The following is a 14,479-nucleotide window of genomic DNA, read 5'->3' as shown; positions in this document are numbered from 1 at the left end:
CATGAAGCCCCCCTCAAGATGAGATTTCCCATAGCGTTAAGCTAGTAAGATCCCTGAAAGATGATCAGGTTGATAGGTTCGAGGTGGAAGCGTGGTGACACGTGGAGCTGACGAATACTAATAGATCGAGGACTTAATCAAATAATATGAAGCAGATGTTATCTAGTTTTGAAGGAATATACCTTCATAAGTCTGGTAATGATGGCAGAGAGGTCACACCCGTTCCCATACCGAACACGGAAGTTAAGCTCTCTAGCGCCGATGGTAGTTGGGACTTTGTCCCTGTGAGAGTAGGACGTTGCCAGGCAAACGAAAGACGAGTCAATGGACTCGTCTTTTTTGTGTTTTTATCCTATAAAAGCTGAATTGAAAATCCTCATTGTTGGAAGTTTCGTTTTATAATTAGGAAACTTTATATTCCTCATTCATAAAATAAAGAACGGTTGATTAAACGTGAGAAGATATGGATAGGATAGAGAAGGAAGCAAAAGAGTTGCAAAATTTTTTAATACGTATATAATTAAAGTCAAAGATAGTCAAAGTCAATAAAGGTGGAGGATAAATGAGAAATATATCTGATATTATTGAACAATATCTAAAGCAAGTTATTGACTTAAGTAATAATAATGCAATTGAAATTAAAAGAAGCGAAATTGCTGATAAGTTTGATTGCGTGCCATCTCAAATTAACTACGTTATTAATACTCGTTTTACGCTAGAAAGAGGATTTGTAGTGGAAAGTAAACGAGGTGGCGGAGGTTACATTCGCATTATAAAAGTCAAATTGCATGATGATATAGACATTATTGATCAAATGCTACAAATGATTCAGTATAGTATTGCTCAGTCAAGCGCCGAGAATATAATAAGGCGTTTAGCTGAAGAAGATATTGTTACAAGCAGGGAGACGAAGCTCATGTTTAGTGTGTTAGATCGATCTGTACTACTAACAGACTTACCACTTCGAGATGAACTGCGAGCACGTATACTTCGAGCGATGCTTAGAACACTGAAATATAAGTAAAACTTCTTTTAGGAATAATCAATCTCCTAAAGGCTAGTTGAACGAATAAGGTTATAAATTCATAATTCGTTCCTATTGTAAAGGTGGGGAAATACGTTGATTTGTCAAAACTGTAATTCACGATCAGCAACGCTACATTTTACAAAAGTAATGAATGGAGAAAAGACGGAGATTCATCTTTGCGAGCAGTGTGCACAAGAAAATGGATATACGTCTTTCTTTCAATCAAACAAATCTAGTTTTTCATTTCATAATTTATTAGCAGGTTTACTACATGGTGAACAACCTACAATTGAGAAAAAAGACAATGGCTCTGCGAATATGGATCCGTTGCAATGTTCGAAATGTAATATGACGTATTCTCAATTTGCAAAGATCGGTAGATTTGGTTGCTCTTCTTGTTATGAAACATTTAAAGAACAATTACAACCGATGCTAAAGCGGCTTCATGGCGGGCATACAAGTCATAATGGGAAAATTCCTAACCGTATGGGAGGAAATGTTCATCTAAAAAAAGAATTAGATGAGTTAAAACTAAAATTGCAGGAATGCATACAACAAGAAGAGTTTGAACAGGCTGCAGAATTACGTGATAAAATTCGCAGTTTAGAAAATGAGCTTCGTGAGCATAGAGAGGGGGAATAGTTCTATGTCACTCGATCGTATTATGAACGAAGCGATTAGCCCGTGGATGAGGGAAGATGGTCCTGATTCCGATATTGTTTTAAGTAGTCGCGTCCGGTTGGCTCGGAATTTACGAGATTACCAATTTCCGACGATGTTAACAAATGAAGAAGCGGAGCAAATGATTAAAGTATTTCAAGAAAGGTTTGCTAATCGAACACTGGAACCTTTTGGGATATTTGAGCTTTTACAAATGAATAGCATTCAGCCGTTGCAGCGCAGAGTATTAGTAGAAAAGCACCTTGTAAGTCCAGATTTAGTGGGAACAGAATATGGTGCTTGTTTATTATCTGAGAATGAACAAGTAAGCATTATGCTTAATGAAGAAGATCATATTCGAATTCAATGTTTATTTCCCGGACTACAGTTATCAGAAGCGCTGCATAGTGCAAATCGGATTGATGATTGGATAGAAAGTCAGGTTGAATACGCATTCGATGAACAAGTTGGTTATTTAACGAGTTGTCCTACAAATATAGGAACGGGTTTACGAGCTTCAGTAATGATGCATTTGCCTGCTCTTGTGTTAACAGGACAAATGAATCGTATCGTTCAAGCAATTAATCAACTTGGTTTAGTGGTAAGAGGAATATATGGTGAAGGTAGTGAAGCACAAGGAAATATATTTCAACTTTCGAATCAAATGACATTAGGAAAACCTGAAGAAGATATTGTAGAAGATTTAAAGAGTGTTGTTCAGCAACTTATTCACCAAGAGCGAACGGCGAGGGAATCTATCATGAAAAATTCAAGCGTAGAGCTCGAGGATAAGGTATATCGTTCTTATGGTGTATTGGCAAATAGCCGTTTAATTGAATCTGCTGAGGCTGCAACATGTTTATCGGATGTGCGACTTGGCATTGATCTTGGATATATCGAAAACATATCCAGAAATATTTTAACAGAGTTAATGGTACTTACTCAACCGGGAATTTTGCAGCAATATGCTGGTGGTCCACTGCAACCTGATGAAAGGGATTACCGCAGAGCAGCACTTATTCGTGAAAGATTACAAATTGAACAAAATCGAGCGAAGTAGGAGTGTGATTTATATGATGTTTGGAAGATTTACAGAGCGAGCACAAAAAGTATTAGCGTTATCTCAAGAAGAAGCAATTCGCATTGGTCATAATAATATTGGAACAGAGCATATTTTACTCGGTCTTGTACGAGAAGGAGAAGGAATTGCTGCGAAAGCATTGGTCGCACTTGGATTAAGCCCGGAGAAAGTTCAAAAGGAAGTAGAAGCGCTAATTGGACGTGGTACGGAGGTATCTCAAACAGTTCACTATACGCCACGTGCAAAAAAAGTAATAGAGTTGTCCATGGATGAAGCGCGTAAACTAGGCCATTCTTACGTGGGAACGGAGCATATTTTACTTGGTCTTATTCGTGAAGGAGAAGGGGTCGCAGCCCGTGTTTTAAACAATTTAGGTGTAAGTTTAAATAAAGCACGTCAACAAGTACTGCAGCTTCTTGGTAGTAATGAGACAGCATCTGGCCATCAAGGTGGTGGTTCTGCTAATGCAAGTACACCGACACTTGATAGTTTAGCTCGCGATTTAACAGTTGTAGCTCGTGAAGGGCGTTTAGATCCAGTGATTGGCCGCAGCAAAGAGATTCAACGTGTGATCGAAGTATTAAGTAGAAGAACAAAAAATAATCCTGTACTAATCGGAGAGCCTGGTGTTGGTAAAACTGCGATTGCTGAAGGATTAGCACAACAAATTGTAAATAATGAAGTTCCAGAAACTTTACGTGATAAGCGTGTTATGACACTGGATATGGGTACTGTAGTTGCTGGTACGAAATATCGCGGTGAGTTTGAAGACCGCTTAAAGAAGGTCATGGATGAAATTCGTCAAGCAGGTAATATTATTTTATTCATTGATGAGCTTCATACATTAATAGGTGCGGGTGGTGCAGAAGGAGCAATTGATGCATCCAATATTTTAAAACCATCATTAGCACGCGGAGAATTGCAATGTATTGGAGCAACAACGCTAGATGAGTATCGTAAATATATTGAAAAAGATGCGGCATTAGAGCGACGTTTTCAACCAATTCAAGTGGATGAACCAAGTCTAGAAGAATCAATCCAAATTTTAAAAGGATTACGTGACCGTTATGAAGCGCATCATCGCGTTTCTATCTCAGATGATGCGATCGATGCCGCTGTAAAATTATCTGATCGTTACATTACAGATCGCTTCCTACCTGATAAAGCAATTGATCTAATTGATGAAGCGGCTTCAAAGGTTCGTTTACGCTCTTATACAACACCACCAAATTTAAAAGAGCTTGAATTGAAACTAGAAGAAGTAAGAAAAGAAAAAGACGCAGCAGTGCAAAGTCAGGAATTTGAGAAAGCAGCCTCTTTACGTGATATGGAACAACGTCTACGTGAGAAATTAGAGGATACGAAGCGTCAATGGAAAGAGCAGCAAGGTAAAGAGAACTCAGAAGTAACAGTAGAAGATATTGCAAATGTTGTTTCAACATGGACACGAATTCCAGTCTCTAAGCTAGCTCAAACAGAAACAGACAAACTATTGAACTTAGAAAAAATTTTACATGATCGTTTAATCGGACAGGATGAAGCTGTAGTTGCAGTTGCAAAAGCGGTTCGCCGTGCAAGAGCAGGTTTAAAAGATCCAAAACGTCCAATCGGTTCTTTTATTTTCTTAGGACCAACTGGTGTTGGTAAAACAGAACTTGCACGTGCATTAGCGGAATCTATGTTTGGTGATGAGGATGCGATGATTCGTATTGACATGTCGGAGTACATGGAGAAACACTCTACTTCTCGTTTAGTTGGATCGCCTCCAGGATATGTTGGATATGAAGAAGGTGGCCAATTAACAGAAAAGGTTCGTAGAAAACCATACTCTGTTGTCTTACTTGATGAGGTAGAAAAAGCGCATCCAGATGTATTCAATATTTTACTGCAGGTACTAGAAGATGGTCGTTTAACTGATTCAAAAGGCCGTACAGTCGATTTCCGTAATACAATTGTGATTATGACTTCTAACGTCGGTGCAGATGCATTAAAACGAAATAAACATCTTGGATTTAATGTACAAGATGAAGGTCGTGATTATGCAGATATGAAGAGTAAAGTAATGGATGAGTTGAAAAAGGCATTCCGTCCTGAGTTCTTAAACCGCATTGATGAAATTATTGTGTTCCATACATTAGAGAAGAAACATATTAAAGAAATTGTTATTCTTATGGTAGAACAGTTAGTTAAACGTTTAAAAGAACAAGATATTGATTTAGAACTAACAGATGTGGCAATTGAAGCGATTGCTGATAAAGGATTTGATCCAGAGTATGGTGCACGTCCACTACGCCGTGCCATTCAAAAACATGTTGAAGATCGATTATCGGAAGAGCTCCTTAAAGGTGTTGTTGAGAAAGGTCAAAAAGTTGTTTTTGATACAGAAGGGGAAACATTTGTCATTCGTAGTGCAGAAAAGGTAAAATAAGTATAGACAAACAAAAAGGGGGCTAAAGGATAGCCCTCTTTCTTGTACGAGAAGGAAATATTTTGGTTACACATGAAAGTGAAGTGTAAAAACGATGGCTAAAAAGAAAACAAAATTTATATGTCAAGAATGTGGTTATCAGTCACCGAAGTACATGGGAAAGTGTCCAGGATGTGGACAGTGGAATACCCTAGTTGAGGAGATGGAGCCAGTTGTATCATCACGTCGACTTAATTATGCAAATGCAATTCAAACTGAAGTAACGAAGCCTCGTCGTTTGAAAGAAGTGGAAACGAAAACAGAAGCGCGTATTGAAACGAATTTTCAAGAATTTAATCGGGTTCTTGGAGGAGGAATTGTAGATGGTTCTCTCGTACTTATAGGGGGGGATCCTGGTATCGGGAAATCTACATTGCTGTTGCAAATATCATCACAACTAGCAGACCTTTCCTATGATGTCTTATATATATCGGGGGAAGAATCTGCAAAACAAATTAAACTTCGGGCAGATCGTCTTCATGTAAAGGGAGATAATTTATTTGTTGTATCAGAAACAGATTTACAACGAATTGCACTATATATAGATGAAATGAATCCGTCATTTGTTGTAATTGATTCTATTCAAACGATTCATTTGCCAGAAGTAACTTCAGCACCGGGAAGTGTCGCACAAGTACGTGAATGCACAGCAGAGTTAATGAAGCTTGCGAAAACAAAAGGAATACCTATTTTTATTGTAGGACATGTAACGAAAGAGGGAGCTATTGCCGGTCCTCGTATGTTAGAGCATATGGTGGATGCTGTTCTTTATTTTGAAGGAGATCGTCATCATACATATCGAATTTTACGAGCAGTAAAAAATCGTTTCGGTTCAACCAATGAGATGGGGATTTTTGAAATGAAGGAACTTGGCCTTTCAGAAGTATTAAATCCTTCTGAAATCTTTCTAGAAGAAAGGCCTGTGGGTGTTGCGGGTTCAACGGTTGTTGCCTCTATGGAAGGGACAAGACCTGTTTTAGTAGAAATACAAGCATTGATTTCTCCTACAAGTTTCGGAAATCCAAGAAGAATGGCAACGGGGGTTGATCATAATCGTGTCTCTCTCATTATGGCAGTGCTTGAAAAAAGGGCAGGACTATTGCTCCAAAACCAAGATGCATATTTAAAAGTTGCTGGAGGAATCAAGTTAGATGAACCGGCAGTAGACTTGGCAGTTGCAATAAGTATCGCATCAAGTTTTCGTGATAAAACGACTTCCCCAGGCGATGCTGCTATTGGTGAAGTTGGCTTAACTGGAGAAGTTCGTCGTGTCTCTCGTATTGAACAACGTGTACAAGAAGCGGCAAAACTAGGATTTCAACGTGTAATTATCCCGAGGAAAAATTTAGGTGGATGGACGATTCCAGAAGGGATTGAAGTAGTTGGCGTATCAAATATAGGAGAGGCTCTTCGAATTGCACTAGGAGGATAAGATATGGAAGAAAACAAGCAACGTTCTAAAAGTATTATTAATATTTTGCAGCTTGTTGCACCGGGGACACCGCTAAGAGAAGGAATTGATAATGTGCTTCGTGCACAAACGGGTGGGCTTATTGTACTCGGATACAATGAGCAAATTAAAGGTATTGTTGATGGAGGATTTCATATTAATTGTGCCTTTTCTCCTGCTAGTCTATACGAACTAGCAAAAATGGATGGAGCTCTGATCTTAAATGAAACGGGGAGTAAAATTTTAATTGCGAATGGGCAGTTAGTTCCAGATGCAACTATTGACTCCATTGAAACAGGGATGCGCCACCGAACGGCAGAGCGAGTAGCGAAGCAAACAAATAGTCTTGTTGTTGCTATTTCACAAAGACGAAACGTAATTACTTTATACCAAGGGAATTTACGTTATACATTGAAAGATATTGGGGTTATTTTAACAAAAGCAAACCAAGCAATTCAAACATTAGAAAAGTATAAGGCTGTATGGAATGAAGGAATAACGAACCTTGGTATTTTGGAATTTGAAGAAGTCGTTACGATGTCTGAAGTTGTACATGTATTGCATAGCGTTGAGATGATGCTGCGTATTAAAAATGAAATCTTTAGTTACATTCATGAGTTAGGAACAGAAGGAAGACTTATTCGTTTACAATTAACAGAATTGCTTGCTGACGTAGAGGCAGAAGCCGCGCTATTAATTAAAGATTATTATCATGAAAAAACACAGGATCACTATCAAATTTTGAAAAAATTACAAGAGCTTGCGAATGCTCAACTTCTAGAAGATAGCGACTTAGTAAAACTACTTGGATATTCTGGACAAATGAAACTAGAAGAAAGCATTACACCGCGAGGGTATCGAATTGCAAGTAAAATTTCTAGAGTTCCACCTCTTATTATCGAAAACTTAATTAATCGTTTTAAGAATTTACAAGGAATTTGCCGTGCAACAATTGCAGATTTGGATGATGTGGAAGGAATTGGAGAAGTGCGGGCGAAAAAGATACGAGAGGGTTTAAAACGAATTCAAGAACACTTGTATATGAGTAGACACAATTAAGAATATTACATTGATTTCATAATATAACAACACTCAAAGATTTTTTATATATGATATGATATATTGGTAAATAAAACAAATCATAAAAAAACACGTCCACTTTTGCACTCGACGTTTTGAGTGGCGAAGTAATGGTTAATAATGAGTAGGAGGTGGTTGAATGTTAAAACGAATCGTACAGCTTTTCTTTTTAGTTATCGGAGGAGCGTTAGGGATTTTTCTTATTCCAAAAGTGATTGATATGTTAGGTGTAGGTGCAGTACCTTGGCTTGAAGGCTCTTATATTCGTGCAATTATTGGCGCAATCATTTTATTTTTAACAACATTTTGGCTTGTAGATTATATTGTTCAGCTTATTAAACATATTGAGGAATCGCTTGTAAAAGCACCCGTTACAGATGTTTTATTTGGAACATTAGGGTTAATTTCAGGACTAATTGTTGCGTATTTGATCTTGATTCCGATTCGCGAAATTACCATTCAAGTCATTAGTACAGTATTGCAAATCTTCTTTACACTATTACTTGGTTATTTAGGATTCCAAGTAGGGTTTAAAAAGAGAAATGAATTGTTAGGATTGTTTACATTACCGCAACGCGGAGGAAAGAAAAAAAATGCGAGCAATGAAAATGAGGAAGTAGAAACGTCAACTTCCGATTGGAAAATACTAGATACAAGTGTTATTATTGATGGTCGTATTGCGGACATTTGCCAAACGAAATTTCTGGAAGGAACAATTGTCATTCCGCAATTTGTATTAGAAGAATTACAACATATTGCTGATTCTTCGGATGCGTTAAAGCGTAATCGCGGACGAAGAGGTTTGGATATTTTAAATCGTATTCAAAAAGAGTTACCTATCCCAGTAGAAATTTATGAAGGTGATTTCGAAGACATTCAAGAAGTCGATAGTAAGCTTGTAAAACTAGCAAAATTAACTGGTGGAACTGTTGTTACGAATGACTTTAATTTAAATAAAGTTTCTGAATTGCAAGGTGTGACGGTTTTAAACATTAATGATTTAGCAAATGCCATTAAGCCAGTTGTACTTCCAGGTGAAGAGTTAAGAGTATATGTCGTGAAAGATGGGAAAGAGCAAAATCAAGGTGTTGCATATTTAGATGATGGTACAATGATCGTTGTCGAAGACGGTAGAGAGTATGTCGGTTCTCAAATTGATGTACTTGTTACAAGTGTATTGCAAACATCTGCAGGCCGTATGATCTTTGCCAAGCGTAAATTGTTAGAGAAAGCATTATAAGTAGAGGGCTGACGATGTATACATTAATTATTCCAGCAGCAGGACAAGGTAAGCGTATGGGCGCGGGGAAAAATAAGTTGTTTTTGCAACTTGATGATGCCCCTATTATCGTTCATACATTACGGGCTTTTGAAAAAGATGAACAATGTGGACAAATTATTTTAGCAATTAATGAGAGAGAACGTTCTTATTTTGAAGAACTTCTTCAAACTTATCATATCCAAAAAGATATCCTATTTGTTCAAGGCGGAAATGAGCGTCAGGATAGTGTATATAATGCTCTTATGCATGTAAGAGAGGTAGAGTATGTACTTGTCCACGACGGTGCACGCCCGTTTGTGACGAAGAAGATGATTGAAGATGTATTGCAAATGGCGAAAGAAAAAGGTGCCTCTATTTGTGCAGTGCCTGTGAAAGATACAATTAAAAAAGTAATGCATGATGCTGTTGTTGAAACAGTAGAACGTTCCCAGTTGCGAGCGGTTCAAACACCACAAGGGTTTCATGTTCCCATTTTGTTAGAGGCGCATGAAAGTGCAAAACAAGCGGATTTTCTTGGGACTGACGATGCCAGTTTGGTAGAACGTCTTTCTAAAGAGGTAGGAGTTGTAGAAGGAAGCTATTACAATATTAAGGTGACAACACCTGAAGATTTGGTGATTGCTGAAAGCTTCTTGCGCGTTTTGCAAATACAGTAGCGATGTTATAATAGAAAAGCTCGGTAGCTACCGAGCTTTTCTATGTATAGAGTGGAACTTTCGGCGTGCGGACATATAAAGGTCCACGCGAGTAATAGAATATGAAGCTGCTCATAAGTAGCGGGATAAAATTTATGAGCGTAGTTTGAGGAGGAATTGGAAATGTTTCGAATTGGACAAGGTTTTGATGTGCATGCATTTGCAGAGGGAAGACCATTAATTATTGGTGGGATTACAATTCCATATGAGAAAGGTTTACTTGGACACTCTGATGCTGATGTCCTTTTACATACAATTGCAGATGCTTGTTTAGGAGCAATCGCCGCGGGAGATATCGGTAAGCACTTTCCAGATACAGATCCTGCATTTAAAGATGCGGATTCAGCTGTACTTTTGCAAAAAGTATGGGAGTTTGTTACAGAGCAGGGATATGTACTTGGAAACCTAGATTGCACAATTATTGCTCAAAAGCCAAAAATGGCACCACATATTGAAAGTATGCGTGCAAGAATTAGTGAGCTGCTGCAAACAGAAGTCGAGAATGTGAATGTAAAAGCGACGACAACAGAAAAATTAGGTTTTACAGGACGAGAAGAAGGAATTGCTTCACAGGCTATTATATTATTACAGAAAAAATAGTTGTTTTTAATTCGCAAGATGGATAATCATAATTTTTTGGTGTACAATTAAGGAATCTGTTGACATTAAGAATGGAAGGTGTACCAATTATGGAAAAGCAAGTGAGAGTGCGCTATGCGCCAAGTCCAACAGGACACTTACATATCGGAAATGCACGTACGGCATTATTTAACTATTTATTCGCTCGTAGTCAAAATGGAAAATTTATTATCCGTATTGAAGATACAGACGTAAAGCGTAATATTGCTGGCGGCGAAGAAAGCCAATTAACATACTTAAAATGGCTTGGCATGGACTGGGATGAAAGTGTTGATGTTGGTGGTGAATACGGTCCGTACCGTCAAATGGAGCGTTTAGATATTTATAAAAAGTTATATGAAGATTTACTTGAGCGTGGTTTAGCATATAAATGCTATATGACAGAAGAAGAATTAGAAGCAGAACGTGAGGGGCAAATCGCTCGTGGTGAAACACCTCGCTATGCAGGTAATCACCGTGAACTAACAGAAGAACAAGTTAAACAATTCGAGGAAGAAGGACGTATTCCGAGCATTCGTTTCCGCGTACCTGAAAACCGTGAATATGTTTTTAATGATATCGTAAAAGGTGAAGTATCCTTTAACTCAAATGATTTCGGTGATTTTGTTATCGTGAAGAAAGATGGTATTCCAACTTATAACTTTGCTGTAGCAGCAGACGATCATTTTATGGAAATCTCACATGTTCTTCGCGGCGATGATCACATTTCGAATACACCAAAACAAATGATGATTTATGAAGCATTTGGTTGGGATGTACCGCAATTTGGTCATATGACTTTAATCGTGAATGAAAGCCGTAAAAAATTAAGTAAACGCGACGAATCAATTATTCAATTTATTGAACAATATGAAGCGTTAGGATATCTTCCAGAAGCAATTTTTAACTTTATCGCATTATTAGGTTGGTCACCAGTAGGGGAAGAGGAAATCTTCTCTAAGGACGAGTTTATTGAAATGTTCGATGCAGCTCGTTTATCGAAATCACCAGCGTTATTCGATTCTCAAAAATTAAAATGGATGAATAACCAATATATGAAAAAGCAGGACTTAGATCGCGTTGTTGAATTAAGCTTACCGCATTTAGTGAAAGCTGGCCGTGTAAGTGAACATTCAAGTGAACAAGAATTAGCTTGGATTCGCGATGTGATTGCTCTATATCATGATCAAATGAGCTTCGGTGCTGAAATTGTTGAGTTATCTGATATGTTCTTTAAAGACCATGTAGATTATGAAGAAGAAGGACAAGAGGTACTGAAAGGCGAACAAGTACCAGAAGTTCTTCGCGTGTTTGCGGCAGAATTAGAAGCATTAGAAGAAGTAGAACCTGGAGCGGTTAAAGCAGCGATTAAAGCTGTTCAAAAACAAACTGGTCAAAAAGGAAAAGGCTTGTTCATGCCAATTCGTGTTGCGACAACTGGTCAAACACACGGTCCAGAACTTCCAAATGCAATTGCGCTTCTTGGAAAAGAAAAAGTTTTAAATCGTGTTCGTAAAGTAATTGGTTAACATTTTACGGATTTAGAAATATAATAAAAATACTCCAAAACGAAATAAACAAAAGCGACGAGAAGGAGAAGTAGAAAATCATGCTTTTCACAGAGAAAACCACCATTTGGCTGGAAGTGGTTTAAAAGCGGATTTTTGAAGTGCCCCTTTGAGTCTTCTGCTGAACAACGAATGTATGTCGAGAAACGTCATGATGATGTAAAGTAAGCAGAAGCGGTATAAACCGTTATCATGTTTGAGTTTGAGGTCTTTTTAGGCCTAAACAGAGTGGAACCGCGCTTGTAAGGCGTCTCTGTCTATATAGACAGAGACGCCTTTTTCTATATAAACTCAAATTGAAAAAGCGACATAAAACCATTCTTTTTAGCTGGTCGGGAGCACTGGTCATGCGTAGCAGCACTCTATATGTCGAGAATTTAAAGTGGGTTCATATATACCTTACAGGTGTGGATAGAGTTTGTATGTATCGATAGCCGGAAAAACTAGATTGGTGGAAAAGAAATCCACTGAGGGGAGTTTCACTTTAAATAAAAAGGGGGAACACAGATGTTTAAGAGGCTTCGGGAGGATATTGAAGTCGTCTTTGAACAGGATCCAGCGGCGAGAAGTTATATCGAAGTAATTTTAACTTACTCTGGATTGCACGCAATTTGGGCACATCGTATTGCGCACGCCTTTTATAAACGGAAGTTTTTCTTTTTTGCACGTGCTATCTCGCAAATGAGTCGTTTTTTTACAGGTATTGAAATTCACCCAGGAGCAACGGTCGGTCGCAAGTTTTTTATCGATCATGGTATGGGCGTTGTAATTGGAGAAACGTGTGAAATTGGAGATAACGTGACAATTTATCAAGGTGTTACATTAGGTGGAACAGGAAAAGAAAAAGGAAAACGTCATCCAACGATTAAAGATAATGTGTTAATTGCAACAGGTGCGAAAGTACTTGGATCGATTACGGTTGGAGAAAATTCCAAAATTGGTGCTGGTTCAGTTGTACTGAAAGAAGTGCCTGCGCATTCTACAGTTGTAGGCATTCCTGGTCGTGTCGTGATTCAAAATGGCGTAAAAGTAGGGCAAGAATTAAATCATTGTGATCTTCCGGATCCAATTTTTGATAAGTTGAAAGCGATGGAAGAAGAGCTTGAACAATTGAAAAAACAATTAGTATTGAAAACAGAAAGGATGGATAAAAATGACTATTCACATTTATAATACGTTAACGCGTCAGAAAGAAGCGTTTATTCCTTTAGAAGAAAATAAAGTGAAAATGTATGTATGCGGACCAACTGTATACAATTACATTCATATTGGGAATGCAAGACCACCTATGGTATTCGACACAGTACGTCGTTATTTAGAACATAAAGGGTATGATGTACAATATGTTTCTAATTTTACTGATGTAGATGATAAATTAATTAAAGTGGCGAATGAGCTAGGAGAAGATGTTCCGACAATTGCAGACCGCTTTATTAAAGCATACTTTGAAGATGTAACTGCATTAGGTTGCAAACATGCAACGGCTCACCCTCGTGTAATGGAAAATATGGATATTATTATTGAGTTTATTCAAGAACTTGTAACTAAGGGATATGCATATGAATCTGAAGGTGATGTGTATTACAAAACGAAAGAATTTGAAGGATACGGTAAATTATCACATCAACCAATTGCAGACCTTCGTCATGGTGCGCGCATTGAAGTTGGAGAAAAGAAACATGATCCACTTGACTTTGCGTTATGGAAAGCAGCAAAAGAAGGAGAAATCTTCTGGGATAGCCCTTGGGGGAAAGGTCGCCCAGGTTGGCATATTGAATGCTCGGCAATGGCACGTAAGTATTTAGGTGATACAATCGATATTCATGCTGGTGGGCAAGATTTAACATTCCCGCATCATGAAAATGAAATTGCGCAATCAGAAGCGTTGACTGGAAAAACATTTGCACGTTACTGGATGCACAATGGATATATTAATATTAATAATGAAAAAATGTCTAAATCGTTAGGTAACTTTGTTCTTGTTCACGATATTATTAAGCAGTACGATCCACAATTAATTCGTTTCTTTATGTTATCTGTGCATTATCGTCACCCGATTAATTTTAGTGAGGAATTATTGCAACATACAAGTAACGGATTAGATCGTATTAAAACGGCTTATGGTAACTTAAAGCATCGTATGGAAAGTAGCACAGATTTAACGGATCATAATGAGAAGTGGTTAGCTGAGCTGGAGAAGTTCCAGGTTGCATTTGAAGAGGCAATGGATGATGACTTTAATACAGCAAACGCTGTAACAGAGCTATACAACTTAGCAAATTATGCAAATCAATATTTATTAGAAGAGCATACATCAAAATTGGTAATTGAATCGTACATGAAGCAATTTGAAGCGTTATTTGGAATTTTAGGATTAGAATTAACGAAAGAAGAATTGCTTGATGAGGAAATTGAAGCATTAATCCAAAAACGTATTGAGGCTCGTCAAAATCGTGATTTTGCATTATCTGATCAAATTCGCGATGAGTTAAAAGAGCGTAACATTATTTTGGAAGATACACCACAAGGTACGAGATGGAAAAGAGGTTAA

12 protein-coding genes, 2 rRNA genes and 1 other annotated feature are annotated in these 14,479 nt (G+C 37.8%); all 14 genes read left to right on the top strand.

Going from position 1 to position 14,479, the window contains the following annotated elements; genetic code table 11:
• A 23S ribosomal RNA gene (locus BR72_RS13875) occupies window positions 1-141 on the top strand; the annotation flags it as partial.
• A gap of 50 nt (window positions 142-191) precedes the next feature.
• Window positions 192-307, top strand: a 5S ribosomal RNA gene (gene rrf / locus BR72_RS13870).
• A 255-nt stretch (window positions 308-562) separates the two neighbouring features.
• Entirely contained in the window at window positions 563-1,024 is a 462-nt protein-coding gene (locus tag BR72_RS13865; RefSeq protein WP_035433763.1) for a CtsR family transcriptional regulator, read from the top strand.
• A gap of 96 nt (window positions 1,025-1,120) precedes the next feature.
• Complete coding sequence (locus BR72_RS13860; RefSeq protein ID WP_035433761.1) at window positions 1,121-1,669, top strand: protein-arginine kinase activator protein McsA; 549 nt, start codon at window positions 1,121-1,123, stop codon at window positions 1,667-1,669.
• Window positions 1,670-1,673: 4 nt separating this feature from the next.
• Window positions 1,674-2,747 (top strand): protein-arginine kinase McsB, encoded by a 1,074-nt coding sequence (locus BR72_RS13855; protein ID WP_035433759.1) that lies wholly within the window; start codon window positions 1,674-1,676, stop codon window positions 2,745-2,747.
• Window positions 2,748-2,760: 13 nt separating this feature from the next.
• Complete coding sequence (clpC, locus tag BR72_RS13850; protein WP_035433757.1) at window positions 2,761-5,196, top strand: ATP-dependent protease ATP-binding subunit ClpC; 2,436 nt, start codon at window positions 2,761-2,763, stop codon at window positions 5,194-5,196.
• A 94-nt stretch (window positions 5,197-5,290) separates the two neighbouring features.
• Entirely contained in the window at window positions 5,291-6,667 is a 1,377-nt protein-coding gene (radA, locus tag BR72_RS13845; RefSeq protein ID WP_035433755.1) for a DNA repair protein RadA, read from the top strand.
• A gap of 3 nt (window positions 6,668-6,670) precedes the next feature.
• On the top strand, window positions 6,671-7,744 hold the full coding sequence (disA, locus tag BR72_RS13840) for a DNA integrity scanning diadenylate cyclase DisA (RefSeq protein ID WP_035433753.1): 1,074 nt from the start codon (window positions 6,671-6,673) through the stop codon (window positions 7,742-7,744).
• A 160-nt stretch (window positions 7,745-7,904) separates the two neighbouring features.
• Window positions 7,905-9,005: a PIN/TRAM domain-containing protein gene (locus BR72_RS13835; protein WP_035433751.1), complete on the top strand. Its 1,101-nt coding sequence runs from the start codon at window positions 7,905-7,907 to the stop codon at window positions 9,003-9,005.
• Between the two features lie 14 nt (window positions 9,006-9,019).
• Window positions 9,020-9,703, top strand: a complete 684-nt coding sequence (ispD, locus tag BR72_RS13830) for a 2-C-methyl-D-erythritol 4-phosphate cytidylyltransferase (protein WP_035433749.1) — start codon at window positions 9,020-9,022, stop codon at window positions 9,701-9,703.
• A gap of 162 nt (window positions 9,704-9,865) precedes the next feature.
• The gene (gene ispF, locus BR72_RS13825; RefSeq protein WP_035433747.1) at window positions 9,866-10,342 is read left to right on the top strand and encodes a 2-C-methyl-D-erythritol 2,4-cyclodiphosphate synthase; all 477 of its coding nucleotides are present in this window, start codon (window positions 9,866-9,868) and stop codon (window positions 10,340-10,342) included.
• An 89-nt stretch (window positions 10,343-10,431) separates the two neighbouring features.
• A complete protein-coding gene (gene gltX / locus BR72_RS13820) occupies window positions 10,432-11,889 on the top strand; it encodes a glutamate--tRNA ligase (protein ID WP_035433745.1) in 1,458 nt (485 codons plus the stop codon).
• A gap of 48 nt (window positions 11,890-11,937) precedes the next feature.
• Window positions 11,938-12,186 (top strand) — a binding site (T-box leader).
• Between the two features lie 249 nt (window positions 12,187-12,435).
• Window positions 12,436-13,101 carry a serine O-acetyltransferase gene (gene cysE / locus BR72_RS13815; protein WP_035433744.1) on the top strand — a complete coding sequence of 222 codons (666 nt, stop codon included), beginning with the start codon at window positions 12,436-12,438 and terminating at the stop codon, window positions 13,099-13,101.
• Window positions 13,082-14,479 (top strand): cysteine--tRNA ligase, encoded by a 1,398-nt coding sequence (gene cysS, locus BR72_RS13810; protein ID WP_035433742.1) that lies wholly within the window; start codon window positions 13,082-13,084, stop codon window positions 14,477-14,479. The genes cysE and cysS overlap by 20 nt, the downstream gene beginning before the upstream one ends.

Source organism: Bacillus sp. UNC322MFChir4.1 (assembly GCF_000746135.1).
Classification (GTDB): Bacteria; Bacillota; Bacilli; order Bacillales; family Bacillaceae_G; genus Bacillus_A.
The sequence above is the reverse complement of the archived record's forward strand: the minus strand, read 5'-3'. Positions and strand labels throughout refer to the sequence as shown.

What these genes read in the sequence shown, in the direction of transcription:
- BR72_RS13865 (WP_035433763.1), top strand. Translation starts at nt 563, where the DNA reads ATGAGAAATATATCTGATATTATTGAACAATATCTAAAGCAAGTTATT.
- BR72_RS13855 (WP_035433759.1), top strand. Translation starts at nt 1,674, where the DNA reads ATGTCACTCGATCGTATTATGAACGAAGCGATTAGCCCGTGGATGAGG.
- clpC (WP_035433757.1), top strand. Translation starts at nt 2,761, where the DNA reads ATGATGTTTGGAAGATTTACAGAGCGAGCACAAAAAGTATTAGCGTTA.
- radA (WP_035433755.1), top strand. Translation starts at nt 5,291, where the DNA reads ATGGCTAAAAAGAAAACAAAATTTATATGTCAAGAATGTGGTTATCAG.
- disA (WP_035433753.1), top strand. Translation starts at nt 6,671, where the DNA reads ATGGAAGAAAACAAGCAACGTTCTAAAAGTATTATTAATATTTTGCAG.
- BR72_RS13835 (WP_035433751.1), top strand. Translation starts at nt 7,905, where the DNA reads ATGTTAAAACGAATCGTACAGCTTTTCTTTTTAGTTATCGGAGGAGCG.
- ispD (WP_035433749.1), top strand. Translation starts at nt 9,020, where the DNA reads ATGTATACATTAATTATTCCAGCAGCAGGACAAGGTAAGCGTATGGGC.
- ispF (WP_035433747.1), top strand. Translation starts at nt 9,866, where the DNA reads ATGTTTCGAATTGGACAAGGTTTTGATGTGCATGCATTTGCAGAGGGA.
- gltX (WP_035433745.1), top strand. Translation starts at nt 10,432, where the DNA reads ATGGAAAAGCAAGTGAGAGTGCGCTATGCGCCAAGTCCAACAGGACAC.
- cysE (WP_035433744.1), top strand. Translation starts at nt 12,436, where the DNA reads ATGTTTAAGAGGCTTCGGGAGGATATTGAAGTCGTCTTTGAACAGGAT.
- cysS (WP_035433742.1), top strand. Translation starts at nt 13,082, where the DNA reads ATGACTATTCACATTTATAATACGTTAACGCGTCAGAAAGAAGCGTTT.